Raw genomic sequence first — 15,325 nt, forward strand, 5'->3', positions numbered from 1 at the left:
GTCCCAGTACCAGAGGAGTTCGACGTGGCTGCCGTGTGCGACGTCTGTGGCAAGGGGCCCGGCTTCGGCAAGTCGGTCTCGCACTCCCACCGGCGTACCAACCGCCGGTGGAACCCGAACATCCAGACTGTGCACGCCAAGGTCGGCGTGTCCCAGCGCAAGCGCCTGAACGTCTGCACGTCGTGCATCAAGGCGGGCAAGGTCGTCCGCGGCTGAGCGAAAAGGTTTGGGTGGCGAGTGCTCGCAGTGAGCACTCGCCATTTTTTTTGCGCAGGTGTCTTCGGGGGTCGAACCTCCGGACCGCCGGGGCAAGGCCCTGGACCCCCGGTGGTGGTCGCGCAGTCCTGGTGACCGTCCGGGCTGCTGGATCGCCCAGGTCGGGTGCGGGTGCTCCGCGTACCAGAGTCCAGCTCTGGCCGGTCACTTCGCCCGGTAAGGCGACCAAGGCCGGGTGGGCGCCAGGCCCGAGTTGGTCAGCCGGCCGGCAGGCCACCCCAGCCTGGCCGGTCGCCCGAATCCCGGGGTGACCACCCACGGCGGGTGCGCACCGGGGTTGGGCTCGGTCACCTGGCGCGGTAAGCCACCACCCGGGTCGGGTGGGCGGCTCTCACCTCAGGAACTTCGTCAGCGGCTCGCGTAGTGACTCCGGGGCGCCGAGCACCCCGTGGTCCTGGCCGGGTACGACTTCGTGCCTGCCGTGCACCACGGCGTCGGCGACGGCCTGCGCGGACGCCGTCATCCATGCCTCCCCCGCGCCGCCGGACAGGGACAGGACCGGGGCGGTGATCGCGGCCAGCCGGTCGGCGGGCAGGTGGTTGCCGCGGCCGCACACCGTCAGGTCATAGGGCAGTGTGTGTGCCAGGCCGACGAACCACTCCCACACCGGCGCGGACCGCATGCTTTCGACGACCTGCGCCGACGCCCCGGTGCCCTCGGTCAGGAACAGCTCCACCGCACCGTCGCGGTCTCCATCGGTCACCAGGGTGCTCAGCCGTTCCACCAGGTCGTCGCCGGGGCGTGGCCGCTCGTCACCGACGATGAACGGGGGCTCGTAGGCGGCCACCCTCGTGATCGGCAATCCGCGAGCAGCGGCTTCCAGCGACAGGATCGCGCCCGACGAATGGCCGAACAGCGCCGCCGAGCCGCCCACCGCCTCGATCAGCGTGGCGAGGTCGTCGATCTCGCGTTCGACCGTGTACACCGGGGCATCGCCGCTGTCGCCCCGGCCCCGCCGGTCGAACGCAACGGCCCGGAAACCGGCGTCACCCAGCATTCCGGCGACCGCGGCGACCGCGGTCCGGTCGTTCACCGCACCGCCGACCAGCAGGACCGGCGAACCGGTGCCGTAGGTGTCGAAGGCGATCGGGGTGCCGTCGGCGGAAGTGACGGTGGCGGTCATGACGGTCCTCCTGGGTTCGGGTCCTTCCGCACCTTGGCGGTCCGAACCGGACCGCGGGACCGGACACGCCGGATCAGGGCAGTTTCCAGTCCACCGGTCCGGCCCCCTGGTCGGTGAGCAGCTGGTTCGCGCGGCTGAACGGCCGCGAGCCGAAGAACCCGTTGTGCGCCGACAGCGGGCTCGGGTGCGCGGACTCGATGCACGGCACGGAGCCCAGCATCGGCCGCAGGTTGCGGGCGTTACGCCCCCACAGGATGGCCACCAGCGGTCCCCCACGCGCGGCCAGCGCCTTGATCGCCTGCTCGGTCACCTGCTCCCAGCCCTTGCCCTGGTGCGAGTTGGACTTGTGCGGCTGCACGGTGAGCGAACGGTTGAGCAGCAGCACACCCTGCCCTGCCCACGGCGTCAGGTCACCGGTCGAGGGCACCGGGTGCCCGAGATCTTCGGTGTACTCCTTGTAGATGTTGATCAGGCTCTTCGGAATCGGCCGCACATCCGGCGCCACCGAGAAGCTCAACCCGACCGCGTGCCCCGGCGTCGGGTACGGGTCCTGTCCCACGATCAGCACCCGCACGTCCTGGAAGGGCTGCTGGAAAGCACGCAGCACGTGTTCGCCCGCGGGCAGATACTTGCGGCCCGCGGCGATCTCCTCACGGAGGAACTTCCCCATCGCGGCGACCTGGTCGGCCACCGGTTCGAGGGCGCGGGCCCAGCCTGCTTCGACGATCTCAGGCAGCGGTCGTGCAGTCACGGCCCGCGAGCCTAGCGCCACGCGAGAAGCGTCACCGGAGTGGGTCGATCCGGCGCAGCTCCGCACGGAACCGAGCGCCGCGACGAACGTACGAATCGACCACGGCCGCAATCTGGTCCGGCGAGAACGACTTGTTCGGCCGTACTTTCGCGGGCACCCCGAGCGCGATCTCCCCGGTCCCCACGTGCGACCGGTACGACAGCACCGCGCCGGCGCCGACCATGCCGCCGTCCTCGATCACGGTCCCGTTCAGCACCACCGAACCCGACGCGATGAGACAGCCGGTGCCGATCGTCGCGCCTTCGATGTGCACGGCGTGGCCGACCGCCGACGACGGCCCGAGGATCGTCGGGTGTTGTGAAGTGCAGTGCACGACGCATCCGTCCTGCATGTTCGAGCGCTCACCGATCTCGATGTAGCCGTGGTCGCCGCGCAGGACCGTCTGCGGCCACACCGAGGCCCGCGCGCCGATCCGCACGTCCCCGATCACCGTCGCGTCGGGGTGCACGTAGGCGTCCGGGTGGATCGCCGGCACCAGGTCGCCGAGTGCGTAGATGGCCAAAACCGCCTCCGGTTCGTTCCGTCAGTGGTGGACGAGAGCCTTCCCGTAGTACCGGCTTTCCGGGGTGTCGGAGTACAAGCCGAACGCCGCGATCTCGCCGTAGCCCGACGAACGGTAGAGGGCGATCGCCTCCGGCTGTTCGGTACCCGTCTCCAGCACGACCCGGCGGCCACCTGCGGCCAGCGCCGTGCGCTCCAGCTCGGCGAGCATCGCGCGGGCGTACCCGCGGCCCCGGACGGATTCCGCGACGTACATCCGCTTCAACTCGACATCGCCGGCCGACAGCCCGGTCTTCGACCCGTCGGGCACGCGCCAGCCGCCGGAGGCCACCGGCACCCCGTCGAGGTAGCCGACGAGGAACAGCCCCCGCGGCAGCGCGAATTCGGCCGCCTCGACCGGCGTCTCGTCCTCGGTGCCGTAACGGCGGACGTACTCCTGCTGCACCTCGGCCGTCAGCTTGGCCGCATCGGGATGGTCGAAAGCGACGACACGGATGTCCATGACGCCAGCCTAATCGGACCGCACCGCTCGCCGTCCGGCCGATCAGCGGCCGCCCGATCAGCGGCCGCCCGATCAGTGGCTGCCCGGCCCGGAGCCTCGGCTGCTGCCCGCTCGGCACGGTCCGCCGCCGCCCGGCCCGGACGGTCACTGCTGCCAGTGCTCCCAGCCGCCGGCGTGGCCGTATTCCTTGCCGTCCACGGTCACGCCGGAACCCGGCATGGTCACCATGCCGATCTTGCGCCAGCCCTCGGGCAGCTCGTCGAACGAGCGGAACGTGGCGACCAGTGCGTGGTCCTCGCCGCCGGTGAGCACCCAGCGCAGCGGGTCGGCGCCGAGCGCGGTGGCGACCTCCTGCAGCCGCGTGGAGATCTCGAGCGAACCGGTGTGCACGTCGATGCCGACCTCGGAGGCGTCGGCGATGTGCGCGAGGTCGGCGAGCAGGCCGTCGGAGACGTCCATCATCGCGGTCGCTCCGGCACGTGCGGCCTGCGGACCGGCCTCGTACGGCGGTTCGGGGCAGCGCTGCGCGTTCACCACGCTGACCGGGGACCGGAATCCCCGGCCCAGCACGGCGAGCCCGGCCGCGGCCCAGCCGAGCCGGCCGGCCACCGCCAGTACGTCGCCCGGCCGCGCGCCCCCGCGCGTCACCGGATCCCGGTCTTCCAGGTCACCCAATGCGGTGACGCTGAGCACGAGCTGGTCGGCACTCACCAGATCGCCGCCGGAGACGCCGACGCCCGCCCGGGAAGCCTCGGCCCACATTCCGTCCATGATCTCGGCCACCACCGAGGCCGGGGTGTCCGGCGGGCAGGCGACCCCGACGAGGACCGACGAAGGCTTGGCACCCATCGCCGCGACGTCCGAGAGGTTCACTGCGACCGCCTTGCGGCCCACCTGTTCCGGGCTCGACCAGTCCAGCCGGAAGTGCACGCCGTGCACCAGCACGTCGGTGGTCGCGACCACCCGCCCGTCCGGCGCGGCGAGCACCGCCGCGTCGTCCCCTGGACCGAGCAGGGTGGACGCCGGCTGTGTACGTCCCCCGGTGATCCGCCGGATCAGCGCGAACTCGCCCGTCCCGGCCACCGAGCCCTCATCCGGTGACACCGGTCACCTCCCGTTCCTCTTCAACGGCGTTAGCTCGACCACCGATAGTCGGATCCCCTAGGTTTTTCCCGGGGCCGGCGCTAGTTTGCCTACACCGTTCCTACCTCGACACTGGTCGCACCGACGAAAGGGCACGCCGTGGTCCACGCATACATCCTCATCCAGACCGAGGTCGGCAAGGCGGCCGCGGTGGCGGCGGAGATCTCCGGGGTGCCCGGTGTGACCACCTCGGAGGATGTCACCGGCCCGTACGACGTGATCGTGCGCGCGACCGCGGACACCGTGGACCAGCTCGGCCAGCTCGTGGTCGCCAGGGTGCAGAACGTGGAGGGGATCACGCGCACGCTGACCTGCCCGGTGGTGCACCTCTGAGCCGTGGTGCACTGGTGCGGTGGCAGACACCGACACCGGAGCACCGCCGAAAGTGGTGCTCGTCGCCGCGTCCGTGCTGGTGGTCGCGCTGGCCGTCGCGGTCGCCGTGTTCGCGCTGACCCGGCCGGACACCGACGGCGGCGCCGCGGATCCGAACGGGCCGCTCCCGCTCGTCGCCGTGCCCGCTCCGCAGGCGGACGCGGCCGGTTGCACCACTCTGCTGGCCGCGGCGCCGGCCGCACTCACCTCGAACGGCAAGCAGCTCGCCCGTCGCCCGCTCGCCGATCCGGCACCCAGGGCCACCGCAGCCTGGGGCGCGGACAATCCGGTGGTGCTGCGCTGCGGGCTCGATCGGCCGCAGGAACTGACGCGGACCGCGCAGCTGCGGGTGATCAACGGCGTGCAGTGGCTGCAGGTGACCGAAGACAACGCGGCCACCTGGTACGTGGTCGACCGCGCGGTCTACGTCGCGCTGACCGTGCCGGACTCCGCGGGAACCGGTCCGCTGCAGCTGGTCTCCGACCTCGTGTCGGCGAAGCTGCCGGTCAGCCCGGTGAAGTTCTAGCCGCGATCGTCTCCAGCGATTCGCCCGTGGTGCGCGGGCCGAGCAGCGCGACGTCCACGATCAGCAGCGCCATCGCGGCCGCGACCACGGCGAACATCGTGGTGGCCCCGGCCGCCTGCAGGACCGGCAGCAGCACGAACGGCATCGCCGCGGTCGCCAGCCGGGACAACGCGTAAGCCGAACCGGCGGCGGTGCCGCGCAGCGACGTCGGGAACAGCTCGCCCTGGTAAGTGTGGAAAGCGTTGGAGAACACGTTGCTGACCGCGGTGTAGCAGAATCCGAACACCGCGATCAGCACGCCGGAGGTGGCATAGCCGAAGGCGAGCCCGAACACCGCCATCGCCGCGGCGCTCGCGACGATCAGCCACTTGCGTTCCATCCGCTCGATGATCGGCACGGACAGTGCGGAGCCGATCGGGTACCCGAGGAACGTCAGCGCACTGAAGGTCAGCGAGGAGACCAGGCCGAATCCCTTGGCCGCCAGCACGATCGGCACCAGGGAGCCGAAACCGTAGTAACCGAAGGACTGCAGCAGCTGGAAGACGTACAGCATGGTGGTGCGCCGCACCCACGGCGGGCGCAGCAGGGCCGAGGCCCGCACCGGCTCCGGCGCGGGTGGTTCCGGCTCCGGTTCGGGCAACGGCTGCGGCGCGCTCTCCTCCAGGCGTCGCACGATCTCGTCGGCTTCCGCCTCCCGGCCGCGGGAAGCCAGCCACCGTGGTGATTCCGGCAGGGTGAACCGCAGCCCCCACACGATCGCCGCGCCCAGTGCGCCGATCACGAACAGCCACCGCCAGCCTTCGATGCCGAGTGGCTCCTGGCCGACCAGCGCACGCGCGAGGAATCCGGCCGCGGGCACGCCGCAGAACCCGATCGTGTAAGCCCACGCGGTGGCCCGGCCACGGGCACGCGCGGGCAGCAGGTCGGCGAGGTAGGCGTCCGCGACCGGCAGTTCCGCGCCGATCCCGATACCCGCGATGAACCGGCAGGCCACGAGCATCCACACGTCCGTGCTGAACGCACCGAGCAGGGTGAAGACCGAATACAGCCCGAGGGTGAGCAGGAACGCGCGGCGGCGGCCCAGCCGGTCGGCGAGCCTGCCGAGGAACACCGCACCCACGAACGCGCCGACGAACGCCGAGGCGAGCACGTACTTCAGCGTCTCGGCGGTGACCCCGAACTCCTTGGTGAGCACGGTGCTGATGGTCGCGGCGAGGAAGAGGTCATAGAGGTCGAAGAAGGTGGCGACACCGACCACCGCGACGAAGTACCGGTGCCGGCGGGTGACCGGGAGCCGGTCGAGCCGGGATGCGATCCCCACGTGCTGCCTCCTGCCCGTGCCGGGACCGCGTCACGACCGTGACGCCGGCGTCCCGGCTCACCAGTTGATCACCCTAGTGGGTGAGGGATCAACGAAGTCCGGTGCCCCGAGCGATCGCGGTGTCCACCAGGACGGACAGCAGCGTCGGGTAGTCCACGCCGGTGACCTCCCACATCTTCGGGTAGGCGGACCTCGTGGTGAAGCCGGGCATCGTGTTGACCTCGTTGATCACCGGTTCGCCGTCGCCGGTGACGAAGAAGTCGACCCTGGCCAGACCCTGGCAGTCGAGCGCACGGAAGGCCTCGACGGCCATCCCGCGCAGGCGTTCGGTCAGCGCGTCGTCCAGTTTGGCCGGGATGTCCAGCTCGGCGTCCTCGCCGAGGTACTTGGTCTCGAAGTCGTACCAGGCGTCCTCGCCCTCGGCGAGCACCCGGATCTCGGCGGGCAGCGACGCCTCGACGCGGCCGTCCGGGAACTCCAGCACGCCGCATTCCACCTCACGGCCGGTCACCGAGGCCTCCACGAGCACCTTCGGATCGGTGCGCCGGGCCAGTTCTATCGCAGTGTCCACATCGGACCAGTCGGTGACCCGGGAGATACCGACCGACGAACCCGCCCGCGAGGGCTTCACGAACACCGGCAGGCCAAGGCGTTCGCGGTCCTCCTCGGACACTGTGGACTGTGCACGGCGGAGCGCGGCGTAGGTGCCGACCGGCAGTCCCTCTGCGGCGAGCAGCTTCTTGGCGTACTCCTTGTCCATCGCCGCCGCGCTGGCGAACACGCCGGGTCCGACGTAGGGCAGGTCGGCCAGCTCCAGCAGGCCCTGGATGGTGCCGTCCTCGCCGAAGGCGCCGTGCAGCACCGGGAACACGACGTCGACGCCACCGAGCACTTCGGTCGCCTTGCCCGGGTCGACTGTGCGCAGTTCGCGGCTGGTCGGATCGCCGGCGAGCACCAGCGCCCGCCCGGTGTCCACCGACGGCAGCTCGCGGCCCTGGATGCTGAGCTCCTTCGGGTCGCCGCTGCCGAGCACCCAGCCACCTTGCGGGGTGATGCCGACCGGGAGCACCTCGAAGCGATCCGGGTCGAGGTTCGCGATCACGCTGCCCGCGGAAAGGCACGAGATGGTGTGCTCGCTGCTGCGTCCGCCGAACACGACCGCCACCCGGATTTTCTCAGCACTCATAGCCGGTCACCGTACCCGGGTGACCACGGCGAACAGCGCGGCCCCGTGGGTCCACGGTGCGGCAGGACCGCAGTCCGAGCACGCGCCCCGCCCCGCCCCGGCAACCGGCCCACCCCCGACGGCGGCAGCCCAACGGCCCCCGGCGGCGGCTACTCCCACCGCCCCCGCCACAACCCAGCGACCCGACGGCGGCTACCCACACCGCTGCGACCCAGCGACCCGACGGCGGCTACCCGCGCGATGGCAGTCCAGGCGCCCTCGCGGCGACACCCGCGCGACCGCAACCCACGAACCCCGGCAAGAACCACCCACGCCACCGAACCCCCCGGCAACGACCACCCGCGCAGCGCCAACCCCGGTCCCCCGGACAACGACCACCCGCGCAGCGCCAACCCCCGGTCCCCCGGACAACGACCACCCGCGCAGCGCCAACCCCGGTCCCTCTGCAGCGACAAACCGCACCGCCGCAACCCAGCGACCCCGACGACCACTCACGCGACCACAACACTGAACGCCGACGATGACCACCCACGCGGCCGGCTACCCGAGGTACCTGCGCTGCCGTCGCCGGTGACCGTGTGGTGGCTGCACAGGTGACCACGCGACGGCGGTCCCCCACCGGCCGCACGCTCCGCGGACAAGATCAGCGGAGCAGTTGCGCCAGCGTCGGCAGGGCTGCGATCAGTGCCTCCCGTGAGCACCCGGCGTAGCCCAGCGCGACGCCGAACGCGGTCGGGGTGCCGGCGAAGTGGCGGGACAGGCCGTCGAGGCGGATGGAGTGGCGTTCCGCGGTGGCGATGCGGCGGGCCTCCTCCTCCGGGCTGTCCGCGGGCACGACCAGGTGGGCGCCGGCGTCGTCGCCGAGGACCGGGACCTCGGCGGCGGACAGGGCGGCCGACAGCAGCGAGCGCCGCTCGGCCAGTTCGCGGCGGAGTTTACGCAGGTGACGGCCGAGGTCGCCGGTCCGCGCGAGTTCGACCAGCACCCGCTGCCCGGCCGGGGACGGACGGCTGCCGGTGAGGTCGCGGTAGGCCAGCACGGATTCGGCCACCTCCGCCGGTGCGACGAGCCAGCCCGCGCCGAGGGTGGGAGTGAGGATCTTGCTCGTGGTTCCCAGGTGCACCACGACGTCCGGGGCGAGCGCGGCCAGCAGCGGCAGCGGGGCGACGTCGAAGCGCAGCTCGCCGTCGTAGTCGTCCTCGATCACCAGCATGCCTTCGGCCCTGGCGCGCTCGACGAGCTGCACGCGGCGGGCCGCGCTCATCCGGCTGCCCATCGGATACTGGTGCGCGGGTGAGCAGTACACCGCACGCGCACCTGCCGGGATGGCGTCCGGGCGCAGTCCCTCGTCGTCGACCGGCACCCCCACCACGGTCAGCCCGGCCTGCCGGAACGCCTGCACCGCACGTTGGTATCCCGGCTCCTCGAAAGCGACCACCGAGCCTCGCCGCACGACTGCGGCGGCGAGTTCGACCACAGCCGACGTGGTCCCTCCGGTCGCCAGTACCGAACCTGCCGCGAGACCACGGTGGCGCAGCAGATGCTCGGACACCGCAGCGCGGTACTCGGGCAATCCGGCACGGTGCGCGCGTGTCAACGGCTCCGGATCGGCGGCCGCCCGCCACGCGCGTCGCCAGGCGGCACGGTCGATCCCGGCCGCCCACGGCGCGCCAGGGGTGAGGTCGAGCATCGGCACGGAATCCGTCTCGGCGACGAGCGAATCCGGCGCGGCGACCGAGGCGGCGGCGCGCGTCGGCGGAGTCGTCACATAGGTGCCGGAGCCGTGTCGTCCGGCGATCCAGCCTTCGGCGTGCAGCTGTTCATACGCCGCCGAGGTGACGGTCCGCGAAACGCCGAGCCGTTCGGCCAGCGCCCGGGTGGAGGGAAGCCGGTCGCCACCGCGGAGGTGACCACCGGCGGCGGCCTCGCGCAGCGCGTCGGCCAGTTGCACGGCGAGCGGGATGTCCGCCGCCCGATCAAGGCTGACCGGTAACGCGGTGTCGGCATAGGACACGTCAGGCCTCCGTTCGAACCCAAGTGGACTTCTCAAGTGTAGAAGAAGTGGACATTTAACAGGTCCACTTGGGGATTGCACACTGGTGACATGACCAGCCTCTCGCCCACCGAACGCACGACCCTCGGCCGCAAGCGCAACCGCGCCGCCACCGACCGCGCGACGCTGTACGCCGTGCTCGACGAGGCCCTCATCTGCCACCTCGGCGTGGTCCGCGACGGCGCACCGCTGGTGCTGCCCACCGGGTACGGCCGCGACGGCGACACGCTCTACCTGCATGGTTCCACGGGAGCGACCACCCTGCGCACTGCGTCCGGCGAGGTCGAAGTGTGCGTCACCGTCACGCTGGCCGACGGGATCGTCTACTCCCGTTCGGTGAACAACCACTCGATGAACTACCGCAGCGCAGTCATCCTCGGCCGGGCACGGGCGATCACCGACCGCGACGCGAAGATGCACGGCCTGCACGTGCTCACCGATCACCTCTCCCCCGGTTCGTGGGAACACGCACGCGGGGTGAACGCCAAGGAGTTCGCCGCGGTTTCGGTGCTCGCACTCGACCTGGCCGAGGCTTCGGTGAAGCTGCGCGCGGAAGGTCCCGACGACGAGCCGGACGACGTCGCCGCGGACGCCGCGTGGGCAGGGGTGCTGCCGATCCGGACGGTGTTCGGCGAGCCGGAGCCCTCGGCGGACCTGCCGTCTTCGTGGGCGGTGCCGGAGCACGTGCGGACACGGGTCAGTTCGCCCGAGGCAGTCGGACGGTGAACGTCGTGCGGCCCGTCCTGCTCGCCACGGAGACGGTGCCGCCGTGTTCCACGACCAGTGAATGCACCACGGAAAGCCCGAGCCCGGTTCCACCCGCCGCGCGCGTACGCGAGTTGTCGACGCGGTAGAAGCGGTCGAAGATCCGGCGCTGGTCCTCGGGCGCGATCCCTGGACCGCCGTCAGTGACCTGTACGACCGCTTCGCCGCCTTCGGCGGACACGGCCAGCTCCACTGGCGTGCCTTCGGGGGTGTGCACGGCAGCGTTCGTCAGCAGATTGTCGAGCACTTGCCGTAGCCGCACCGGATCCGCGTGCAGCACCACCGGATCGTCCGGCACTCGTACGGTGAGTGGATGGCTGGGACGGCCCGCGCGAAACGCATCGGCGGCCGCCGTGGCGAGTTCGATCAGGTCCGTCTGTTCCGGGCGCACCGGCTGTTCCGCGTCGTGCGAGTCGAGACGGGCCAGTAGGAGAAGATCGTCGACGAGCACGCTCATCCGGGCTGTCTCCGCGCGGATTTTCGCGAGGTGTGCTTCGCGCTCTTCGGGCTCGTTCGCGGCTGCGTACTGGAAAAGGTCTGCGTAGCCACGGATCGAGGTCAACGGTGTGCGCAACTCGTGCGAAGCGTCGGCGACGAAGCGGCGCAGCCGTTCGTTCGCCACAGTGCGCGCGGCCAACGAGGCTTCGATGTGGCTGAGCATCAGGTTGAACGCCGTACGCAGCTCTTCCACCTCGGCGCCGCCACCGTCGCCGGAAGCACGCACCGGGAGGTCAGCAGTGGCGGTGAGATCGTGCGAAGCGATGTCGTGCGCCGTACCCGCCATGTCCGCCAACGGCCGCAAGCCTCGGCGCAACACGAGCCGTCCGGCAACGACGAGGATCGCCAGCGCGATCAAGAACGCGACCACTTCGACGAGCACCAGCTGTCGCACGGTGTTGTCGAGGTCGGCCTGCGGCGCGGCGCTCAGCAGCACCGTGTCGGTCTCACCCTCGTCCGTCGCCACCAGGCAGGCGCGTACGCGGTAGGAGCCATCGCCGTGGAGCCACACGGTGCGGAAGACGTCGCCGCCTGCCGCGTCCTTGGCGACTTGTTCCAGCGGCTTGATGTCGGCGGGCAGGTCGCTGCCCGCCTGCGGCGTGGCCACCTCGCCGGTCACCCGGAACACCGCGGAATACCAGGAATAGACGACTTCGGGGCCGTCCTGGGAGGCACGCAGGTGCGGTACCTGCGAGACCTGGCTGGTCTTCAGCTGCTCGTCGAGGCGGCGGTTGAGGTAGTCCTGCATGAATTCGACCGTGACTGCGCCCACGATCGCGAACACCACGAGCGAAAGCGCGCCGAGGCCGAAAGCCAGCCGAGTACCCAGCCGCGACGCTCGCCAGGCGGCGTACCAGCGCCGCGCCCAGCGCCCGATCCGGCTCACCGGCCGGCCCTGCGCACGACGTACCCGACGCCGCGCACGGTGTGGATCAACGGTTCGGCCCCGGCGTCGAGTTTGCGGCGCAGGTGGGAGATGACCAGTTCGACCACGTTGGATCGGCCGCCGAAGTCGTACTCCCACACGTGATCGAGGATCTGTGCCTTGGTCAGCACCGACGGGGACCGCCGCATCAGGTAACGCAGCAGCTCGTATTCGGTGGGCGTCAGCTCGGCGAGCCGGCCGTCCCTGCGGACCTCGCGGGTCTCCTCGTCGAGGGTCAGGTCACCGACTTGCACCACGGTGGTGCGGGCAGGCTGCTGTTCGACGCCGGATGTGCGTCGCAGCACCGCGCGCAACCGGGCCATCAACTCCTCCACGGAGAACGGCTTCACCAGGTAGTCGTCGCCACCGCGGGTGAGGCCCGCAACGCGGTCGGCCGTCGCGTCCTTCGCGGTGAGGAATACCACGGGTACCGCGCCGCTGGTCTCGCGCAGTTTGTCGAGCACTGTGAAACCGTCGAAGTCGGGCAGCATCAGGTCCAGCACCACGATGTCGGGCCGGAATTCGGCAGCCTGGGTGAGCGCGTCGCCGCCGGAGCCGGCAGTCACGGCCTGCCAGCCCTCGTAACGGGCGACTGTGGCGACCAGGTCGGCGATGTGCGGCTCGTCGTCGACGACGAGCAACCGCACCGCGTTCGAGTTCTGCACTCCACCATCCTCCGCGACGCGCGCACGTACGCGCGACCCGAGCCCACTGCCGACAGCCATTCGACAGGTTGCACCCAGATCCGCCACAGGTTGCGCGGCAAGGCTGAAACCCGTGGATCCGAACGTGACTGCCCTGCCCCGCCGCTTCGCGCCGCCTCGACCGGCGGTCACGCCGCGGGTTGCCGCGAAGGTGTGGCTGTCGGTGTTCCTCGCGGCCAACGTACTGCTGGTCACCGTGTTCTTCGTCGCCGGTGGCCTCTCCGACCGTCCGTTGATCAGCGTCGGCCGTCTCGCCGGGCTGTACGCCGCGCAGGCGATGGCTTTTCAGCTGCTGCTCGTGGCGCGCCTGCCGTGGCTGGACCGTCGCCTCGGCATGGACCGCCTCACGGCGCTGCACCGCTGGACCGGCTTCGGGCTGCTGTGGCTGCTCGTCACGCACGTGGTGTTCATCGTCTTCGGCTACGCCGGTTTAGAGGACAACACAGCCGCCGGCGAACTCGTTTCGCTGGCCAACACTCTCGAAGGAGTCCTGCGCGCGATCGTGGCGCTCGTGCTGATCCTCGTGGTCGGCGCGGCTTCCGCACGCTTCGCGCGCCGCCGGATGGCCTACGAGACGTGGCACTTCGTGCACCTCTACACGTACGCGGCGGTGTTCCTGGCGTTCACCCACCAAATCGCCATCGGACAGTCCTTCGCCGGTTCGCCGGTGGCGCGCGGCTACTGGTGGACGCTGTGGCTGAGCGCAGGTACCGCAGTACTGGCCGGACGCTTCGTCTTGCCGTTGTGGCGCAACATGCGGCATCGACTGCAAGTCGCCGCCGTGGTCCCCGAATCACCGGACACGGTGTCGGTCTACCTGACCGGTCGCGACCTGGACCGCCTGCCAGCCAGAGCAGGACAGTTCTTTCTGTGGCGCTTCCTCACCCGCGACCGCTGGTGGCAGGCAAACCCGTTCTCGCTCTCCGCCGCACCAGACGGCCGCACGCTACGGCTCACGGCGAAAGCCGTCGGCGAATCAAGCGCGAAGCTGCGTTCTCTCCGCGTCGGCACGCGCGTGTTCGCCGAAGGTCCGTACGGCGCCTTCACCACGATCCACCAACAGCGGCCGAACGCTCTGCTCGTCGCAGGCGGCGTCGGCGTCACACCGATCCGCGCGCTACTGGAGGACATCGCCGGACACGTAGTGGTGCTTTACCGCGCGCGCACTCCCGAAGACGCCGTGCTGCTGCCCGAACTGCAGAAGCTCGCGAAGACGCGCGGTGCCGTCGTACACGTGCTTGTCGGTCCGAAGGATCAGGCAGGTCCCCACGGTCCCGTACTCGGTCCGGAAAGCCTGTACGCCCTGGTGCCAGACATTGTCGAACGTGACGTGTTCGTCTGCGGTCCACCGGGAATGACGTCCGCGGTCCTGCGAAGCGTGCGACAGCTGGGCGTGGCAGGTGTGCAGGTACACGCCGAGCGATTCAGCCTGGCCGCGTGAGGAGCCGACGGTGAAGAAGACGATTTTCGTAGTAGCGCTGTCGATCGCCGGATTCATCGCAGTGTGGCGTTTCGAACCCATGGGGACCAGCGTGGCGACTTCGGCACCCACGGTGACTTCGGCGCCTTCCGCCTCGTCCGGCGCGGACGGCAATACCACCGCCGACGGCACCGCAGAATCGACGCAATTCGGCACGGTTCAGGTCCGGGTCACCTTCGACGGCAGCCGGATCCGCGATGTCGCACTGGTGCAGGAACCAAGCAGCGGCCGCGGCGTCGGCGCTCTGCCGCAGCTTCGGGAAGAAGCCCTGCAAGCACAGAGCGCGAACATCGACACCGTTTCCGGAGCGACGATGACCAGCGAGGCCTACATCTCCTCATTGCAAGCCGCGCTCGACGCGAAGGGATCCTGATGGTCCGGCACGTCGAGTACGTCATGGGTATGCCGATTTCGCTCGACCTCCGCGACGAAGAGGACCTCGCTTCGGCAGTCACCGAGACGTTCACCTGGCTGCACGAGGTGGACGCCCGCTTCAGTCCGTACAAAGTAGACAGCGAGGTGAGCCGGTACGGCCGAGGTCTGCTGGCCGCGGCCGACCTGAGCGAGGAGCTCGACGACGTGCTGTCCCGGTGTGCCTACTACGAGGACATCTCCGGCGGCGCCTTCTCCACGCAGCTGCCGGGCCACGACTTCGACCCGTGCGCGGTGGTCAAGGGCTGGGCGGTGCAACGCGCAGCCGACCATCTGCACGCAGCCGGCGCGCGGCGGTTCTGCCTCAACGCAGGCGGCGACGTCGTCACCTCCGGGGAGCCGGAACCCGGACGGGCGTGGCGGGTCGGCATCCGGCACCCCGAACAGCCACAAGCGGTCTGCGCCGTACTGGCTTCGCGCGACGGCACTGTCGCCACCTCCGCAACCTACGAACGGGGCGCGCACATCCTCGACGGCCGCACCGGGCAACCGGCCACCGGCCTGCTGAGCGTGACCGTCGTCGCCGACGACCTCACCCACGCCGACGCACTGGCCACCGCGACCTTCGCACTCGGCACCGACGGCATCGCCTGGGCCGCCACCCAACCCGGCGTCGAAGTACTGATCATCGACGAAGGTCGGCGCGTGCACCGCTCCCCCGGACTCACCCCTGGCTGAAAATCGCTTCGCGCGACCGGTGCGGGCCG

General features: G+C 70.4%; 17 protein-coding genes. 7 read left to right on the plus strand and 10 right to left on the minus strand.

Annotated elements, in window-relative coordinates; all coding sequences use genetic code 11:
* Nucleotides 1-24 precede the first annotated feature (24 nt).
* The gene (gene rpmB / locus ABD793_RS34185; protein ID WP_003091970.1) at nucleotides 25-216 is read left to right on the plus strand and encodes a 50S ribosomal protein L28; all 192 of its coding nucleotides are present in this window, start codon (nucleotides 25-27) and stop codon (nucleotides 214-216) included.
* A gap of 391 nt (nucleotides 217-607) precedes the next feature.
* Here the strand turns inward: rpmB and ABD793_RS34190 are convergent, their stop codons facing one another.
* The 5 genes from ABD793_RS34190 to ABD793_RS34210 all read right to left on the minus strand — a co-directional run bounded on the left by ABD793_RS34190 (nucleotide 608) and on the right by ABD793_RS34210 (nucleotide 4,317).
* A complete protein-coding gene (locus ABD793_RS34190; protein ID WP_344867428.1) occupies nucleotides 608-1,399 on the minus strand; it encodes an alpha/beta fold hydrolase in 792 nt (263 codons plus the stop codon).
* A gap of 73 nt (nucleotides 1,400-1,472) precedes the next feature.
* Nucleotides 1,473-2,150: a uracil-DNA glycosylase gene (locus ABD793_RS34195; RefSeq protein ID WP_344867429.1), complete on the minus strand. Its 678-nt coding sequence runs from the start codon at nucleotides 2,148-2,150 to the stop codon at nucleotides 1,473-1,475.
* A 31-nt stretch (nucleotides 2,151-2,181) separates the two neighbouring features.
* Nucleotides 2,182-2,712, minus strand: a complete 531-nt coding sequence (locus ABD793_RS34200) for a gamma carbonic anhydrase family protein (RefSeq protein WP_344867430.1) — start codon at nucleotides 2,710-2,712, stop codon at nucleotides 2,182-2,184.
* A gap of 21 nt (nucleotides 2,713-2,733) precedes the next feature.
* Nucleotides 2,734-3,213 (minus strand): GNAT family N-acetyltransferase, encoded by a 480-nt coding sequence (locus tag ABD793_RS34205; protein WP_344867431.1) that lies wholly within the window; start codon nucleotides 3,211-3,213, stop codon nucleotides 2,734-2,736.
* A 144-nt stretch (nucleotides 3,214-3,357) separates the two neighbouring features.
* Nucleotides 3,358-4,317 (minus strand): thiamine-phosphate kinase, encoded by a 960-nt coding sequence (locus ABD793_RS34210; RefSeq protein WP_344867432.1) that lies wholly within the window; start codon nucleotides 4,315-4,317, stop codon nucleotides 3,358-3,360.
* Nucleotides 4,318-4,455: 138 nt separating this feature from the next.
* Between ABD793_RS34210 and ABD793_RS34215 the strand changes: the two genes are divergently transcribed.
* Together ABD793_RS34215 and ABD793_RS34220 are read left to right on the plus strand one after the other, a co-directional pair.
* On the plus strand, nucleotides 4,456-4,689 hold the full coding sequence (locus tag ABD793_RS34215) for an Lrp/AsnC ligand binding domain-containing protein (protein WP_184780492.1): 234 nt from the start codon (nucleotides 4,456-4,458) through the stop codon (nucleotides 4,687-4,689).
* 19 nt (nucleotides 4,690-4,708) lie between these two features.
* Nucleotides 4,709-5,254 (plus strand): DUF3515 domain-containing protein, encoded by a 546-nt coding sequence (locus ABD793_RS34220; protein WP_344867434.1) that lies wholly within the window; start codon nucleotides 4,709-4,711, stop codon nucleotides 5,252-5,254.
* Here the strand turns inward: ABD793_RS34220 and ABD793_RS34225 are convergent.
* The 3 genes from ABD793_RS34225 to pdxR form a co-directional block, all read right to left on the minus strand.
* On the minus strand, nucleotides 5,235-6,575 hold the full coding sequence (locus ABD793_RS34225) for an MFS transporter (RefSeq protein WP_344867435.1): 1,341 nt from the start codon (nucleotides 6,573-6,575) through the stop codon (nucleotides 5,235-5,237). The two genes, ABD793_RS34220 and ABD793_RS34225, sit on opposite strands and share 20 nt — an antisense overlap.
* A gap of 88 nt (nucleotides 6,576-6,663) precedes the next feature.
* Nucleotides 6,664-7,761, minus strand: a complete 1,098-nt coding sequence (locus ABD793_RS34230; RefSeq protein WP_344867436.1) for a D-alanine--D-alanine ligase family protein — start codon at nucleotides 7,759-7,761, stop codon at nucleotides 6,664-6,666.
* Nucleotides 7,762-8,404: 643 nt separating this feature from the next.
* Complete coding sequence (pdxR, locus tag ABD793_RS34235; protein ID WP_344867437.1) at nucleotides 8,405-9,775, minus strand: MocR-like pyridoxine biosynthesis transcription factor PdxR; 1,371 nt, start codon at nucleotides 9,773-9,775, stop codon at nucleotides 8,405-8,407.
* Nucleotides 9,776-9,865: 90 nt separating this feature from the next.
* Between pdxR and ABD793_RS34240 the strand changes: the two genes are divergently transcribed.
* The gene (locus tag ABD793_RS34240) at nucleotides 9,866-10,540 is read left to right on the plus strand and encodes a pyridoxamine 5'-phosphate oxidase family protein (protein WP_344867439.1); all 675 of its coding nucleotides are present in this window, start codon (nucleotides 9,866-9,868) and stop codon (nucleotides 10,538-10,540) included.
* Here the strand turns inward: ABD793_RS34240 and ABD793_RS34245 are convergent.
* Entirely contained in the window at nucleotides 10,512-11,963 is a 1,452-nt protein-coding gene (locus tag ABD793_RS34245) for a sensor histidine kinase (RefSeq protein ID WP_344867440.1), read from the minus strand. The genes ABD793_RS34240 and ABD793_RS34245 overlap by 29 nt on opposite strands.
* A complete protein-coding gene (locus ABD793_RS34250) occupies nucleotides 11,960-12,667 on the minus strand; it encodes a response regulator transcription factor (protein ID WP_344867441.1) in 708 nt (235 codons plus the stop codon). The genes ABD793_RS34245 and ABD793_RS34250 overlap by 4 nt, the downstream gene beginning before the upstream one ends.
* Nucleotides 12,668-12,791: 124 nt before the next feature.
* On the opposite strand from ABD793_RS34250, the gene ABD793_RS34255 reads away from it, so the two are divergent.
* From ABD793_RS34255 to ABD793_RS34265, 3 genes are read left to right on the plus strand one after another with little or no spacing between them, the layout of a single operon-like run.
* Nucleotides 12,792-14,147, plus strand: a complete 1,356-nt coding sequence (locus ABD793_RS34255; RefSeq protein WP_344867442.1) for a ferredoxin reductase family protein — start codon at nucleotides 12,792-12,794, stop codon at nucleotides 14,145-14,147.
* 10 nt (nucleotides 14,148-14,157) lie between these two features.
* On the plus strand, nucleotides 14,158-14,559 hold the full coding sequence (locus ABD793_RS34260) for an FMN-binding protein (protein ID WP_344867443.1): 402 nt from the start codon (nucleotides 14,158-14,160) through the stop codon (nucleotides 14,557-14,559).
* Nucleotides 14,559-15,296 (plus strand): FAD:protein FMN transferase, encoded by a 738-nt coding sequence (locus tag ABD793_RS34265; RefSeq protein WP_344867444.1) that lies wholly within the window; start codon nucleotides 14,559-14,561, stop codon nucleotides 15,294-15,296. The genes ABD793_RS34260 and ABD793_RS34265 overlap by 1 nt, the downstream gene beginning before the upstream one ends.
* The last annotated feature ends 29 nt before the right edge of the window (nucleotides 15,297-15,325 follow it).

Source organism: Amycolatopsis ultiminotia, from assembly GCF_039536925.1.
GTDB lineage: Bacteria > Actinomycetota > Actinomycetes > Mycobacteriales > Pseudonocardiaceae > Amycolatopsis > Amycolatopsis ultiminotia.

Bases quoted from the DNA above. Each gene is read 5' to 3' on its own strand.
- ABD793_RS34190 (WP_344867428.1), bottom strand. From the start codon at position 1,399: ATGACCGCCACCGTCACTTCCGCCGACGGCACCCCGATCGCCTTCGAC.
- ABD793_RS34205 (WP_344867431.1), bottom strand. From the start codon at position 3,213: ATGGACATCCGTGTCGTCGCTTTCGACCATCCCGATGCGGCCAAGCTG.
- ABD793_RS34230 (WP_344867436.1), bottom strand. From the start codon at position 7,761: ATGAGTGCTGAGAAAATCCGGGTGGCGGTCGTGTTCGGCGGACGCAGC.
- ABD793_RS34240 (WP_344867439.1), top strand. From the start codon at position 9,866: ATGACCAGCCTCTCGCCCACCGAACGCACGACCCTCGGCCGCAAGCGC.
- ABD793_RS34265 (WP_344867444.1), top strand. From the start codon at position 14,559: ATGGTCCGGCACGTCGAGTACGTCATGGGTATGCCGATTTCGCTCGAC.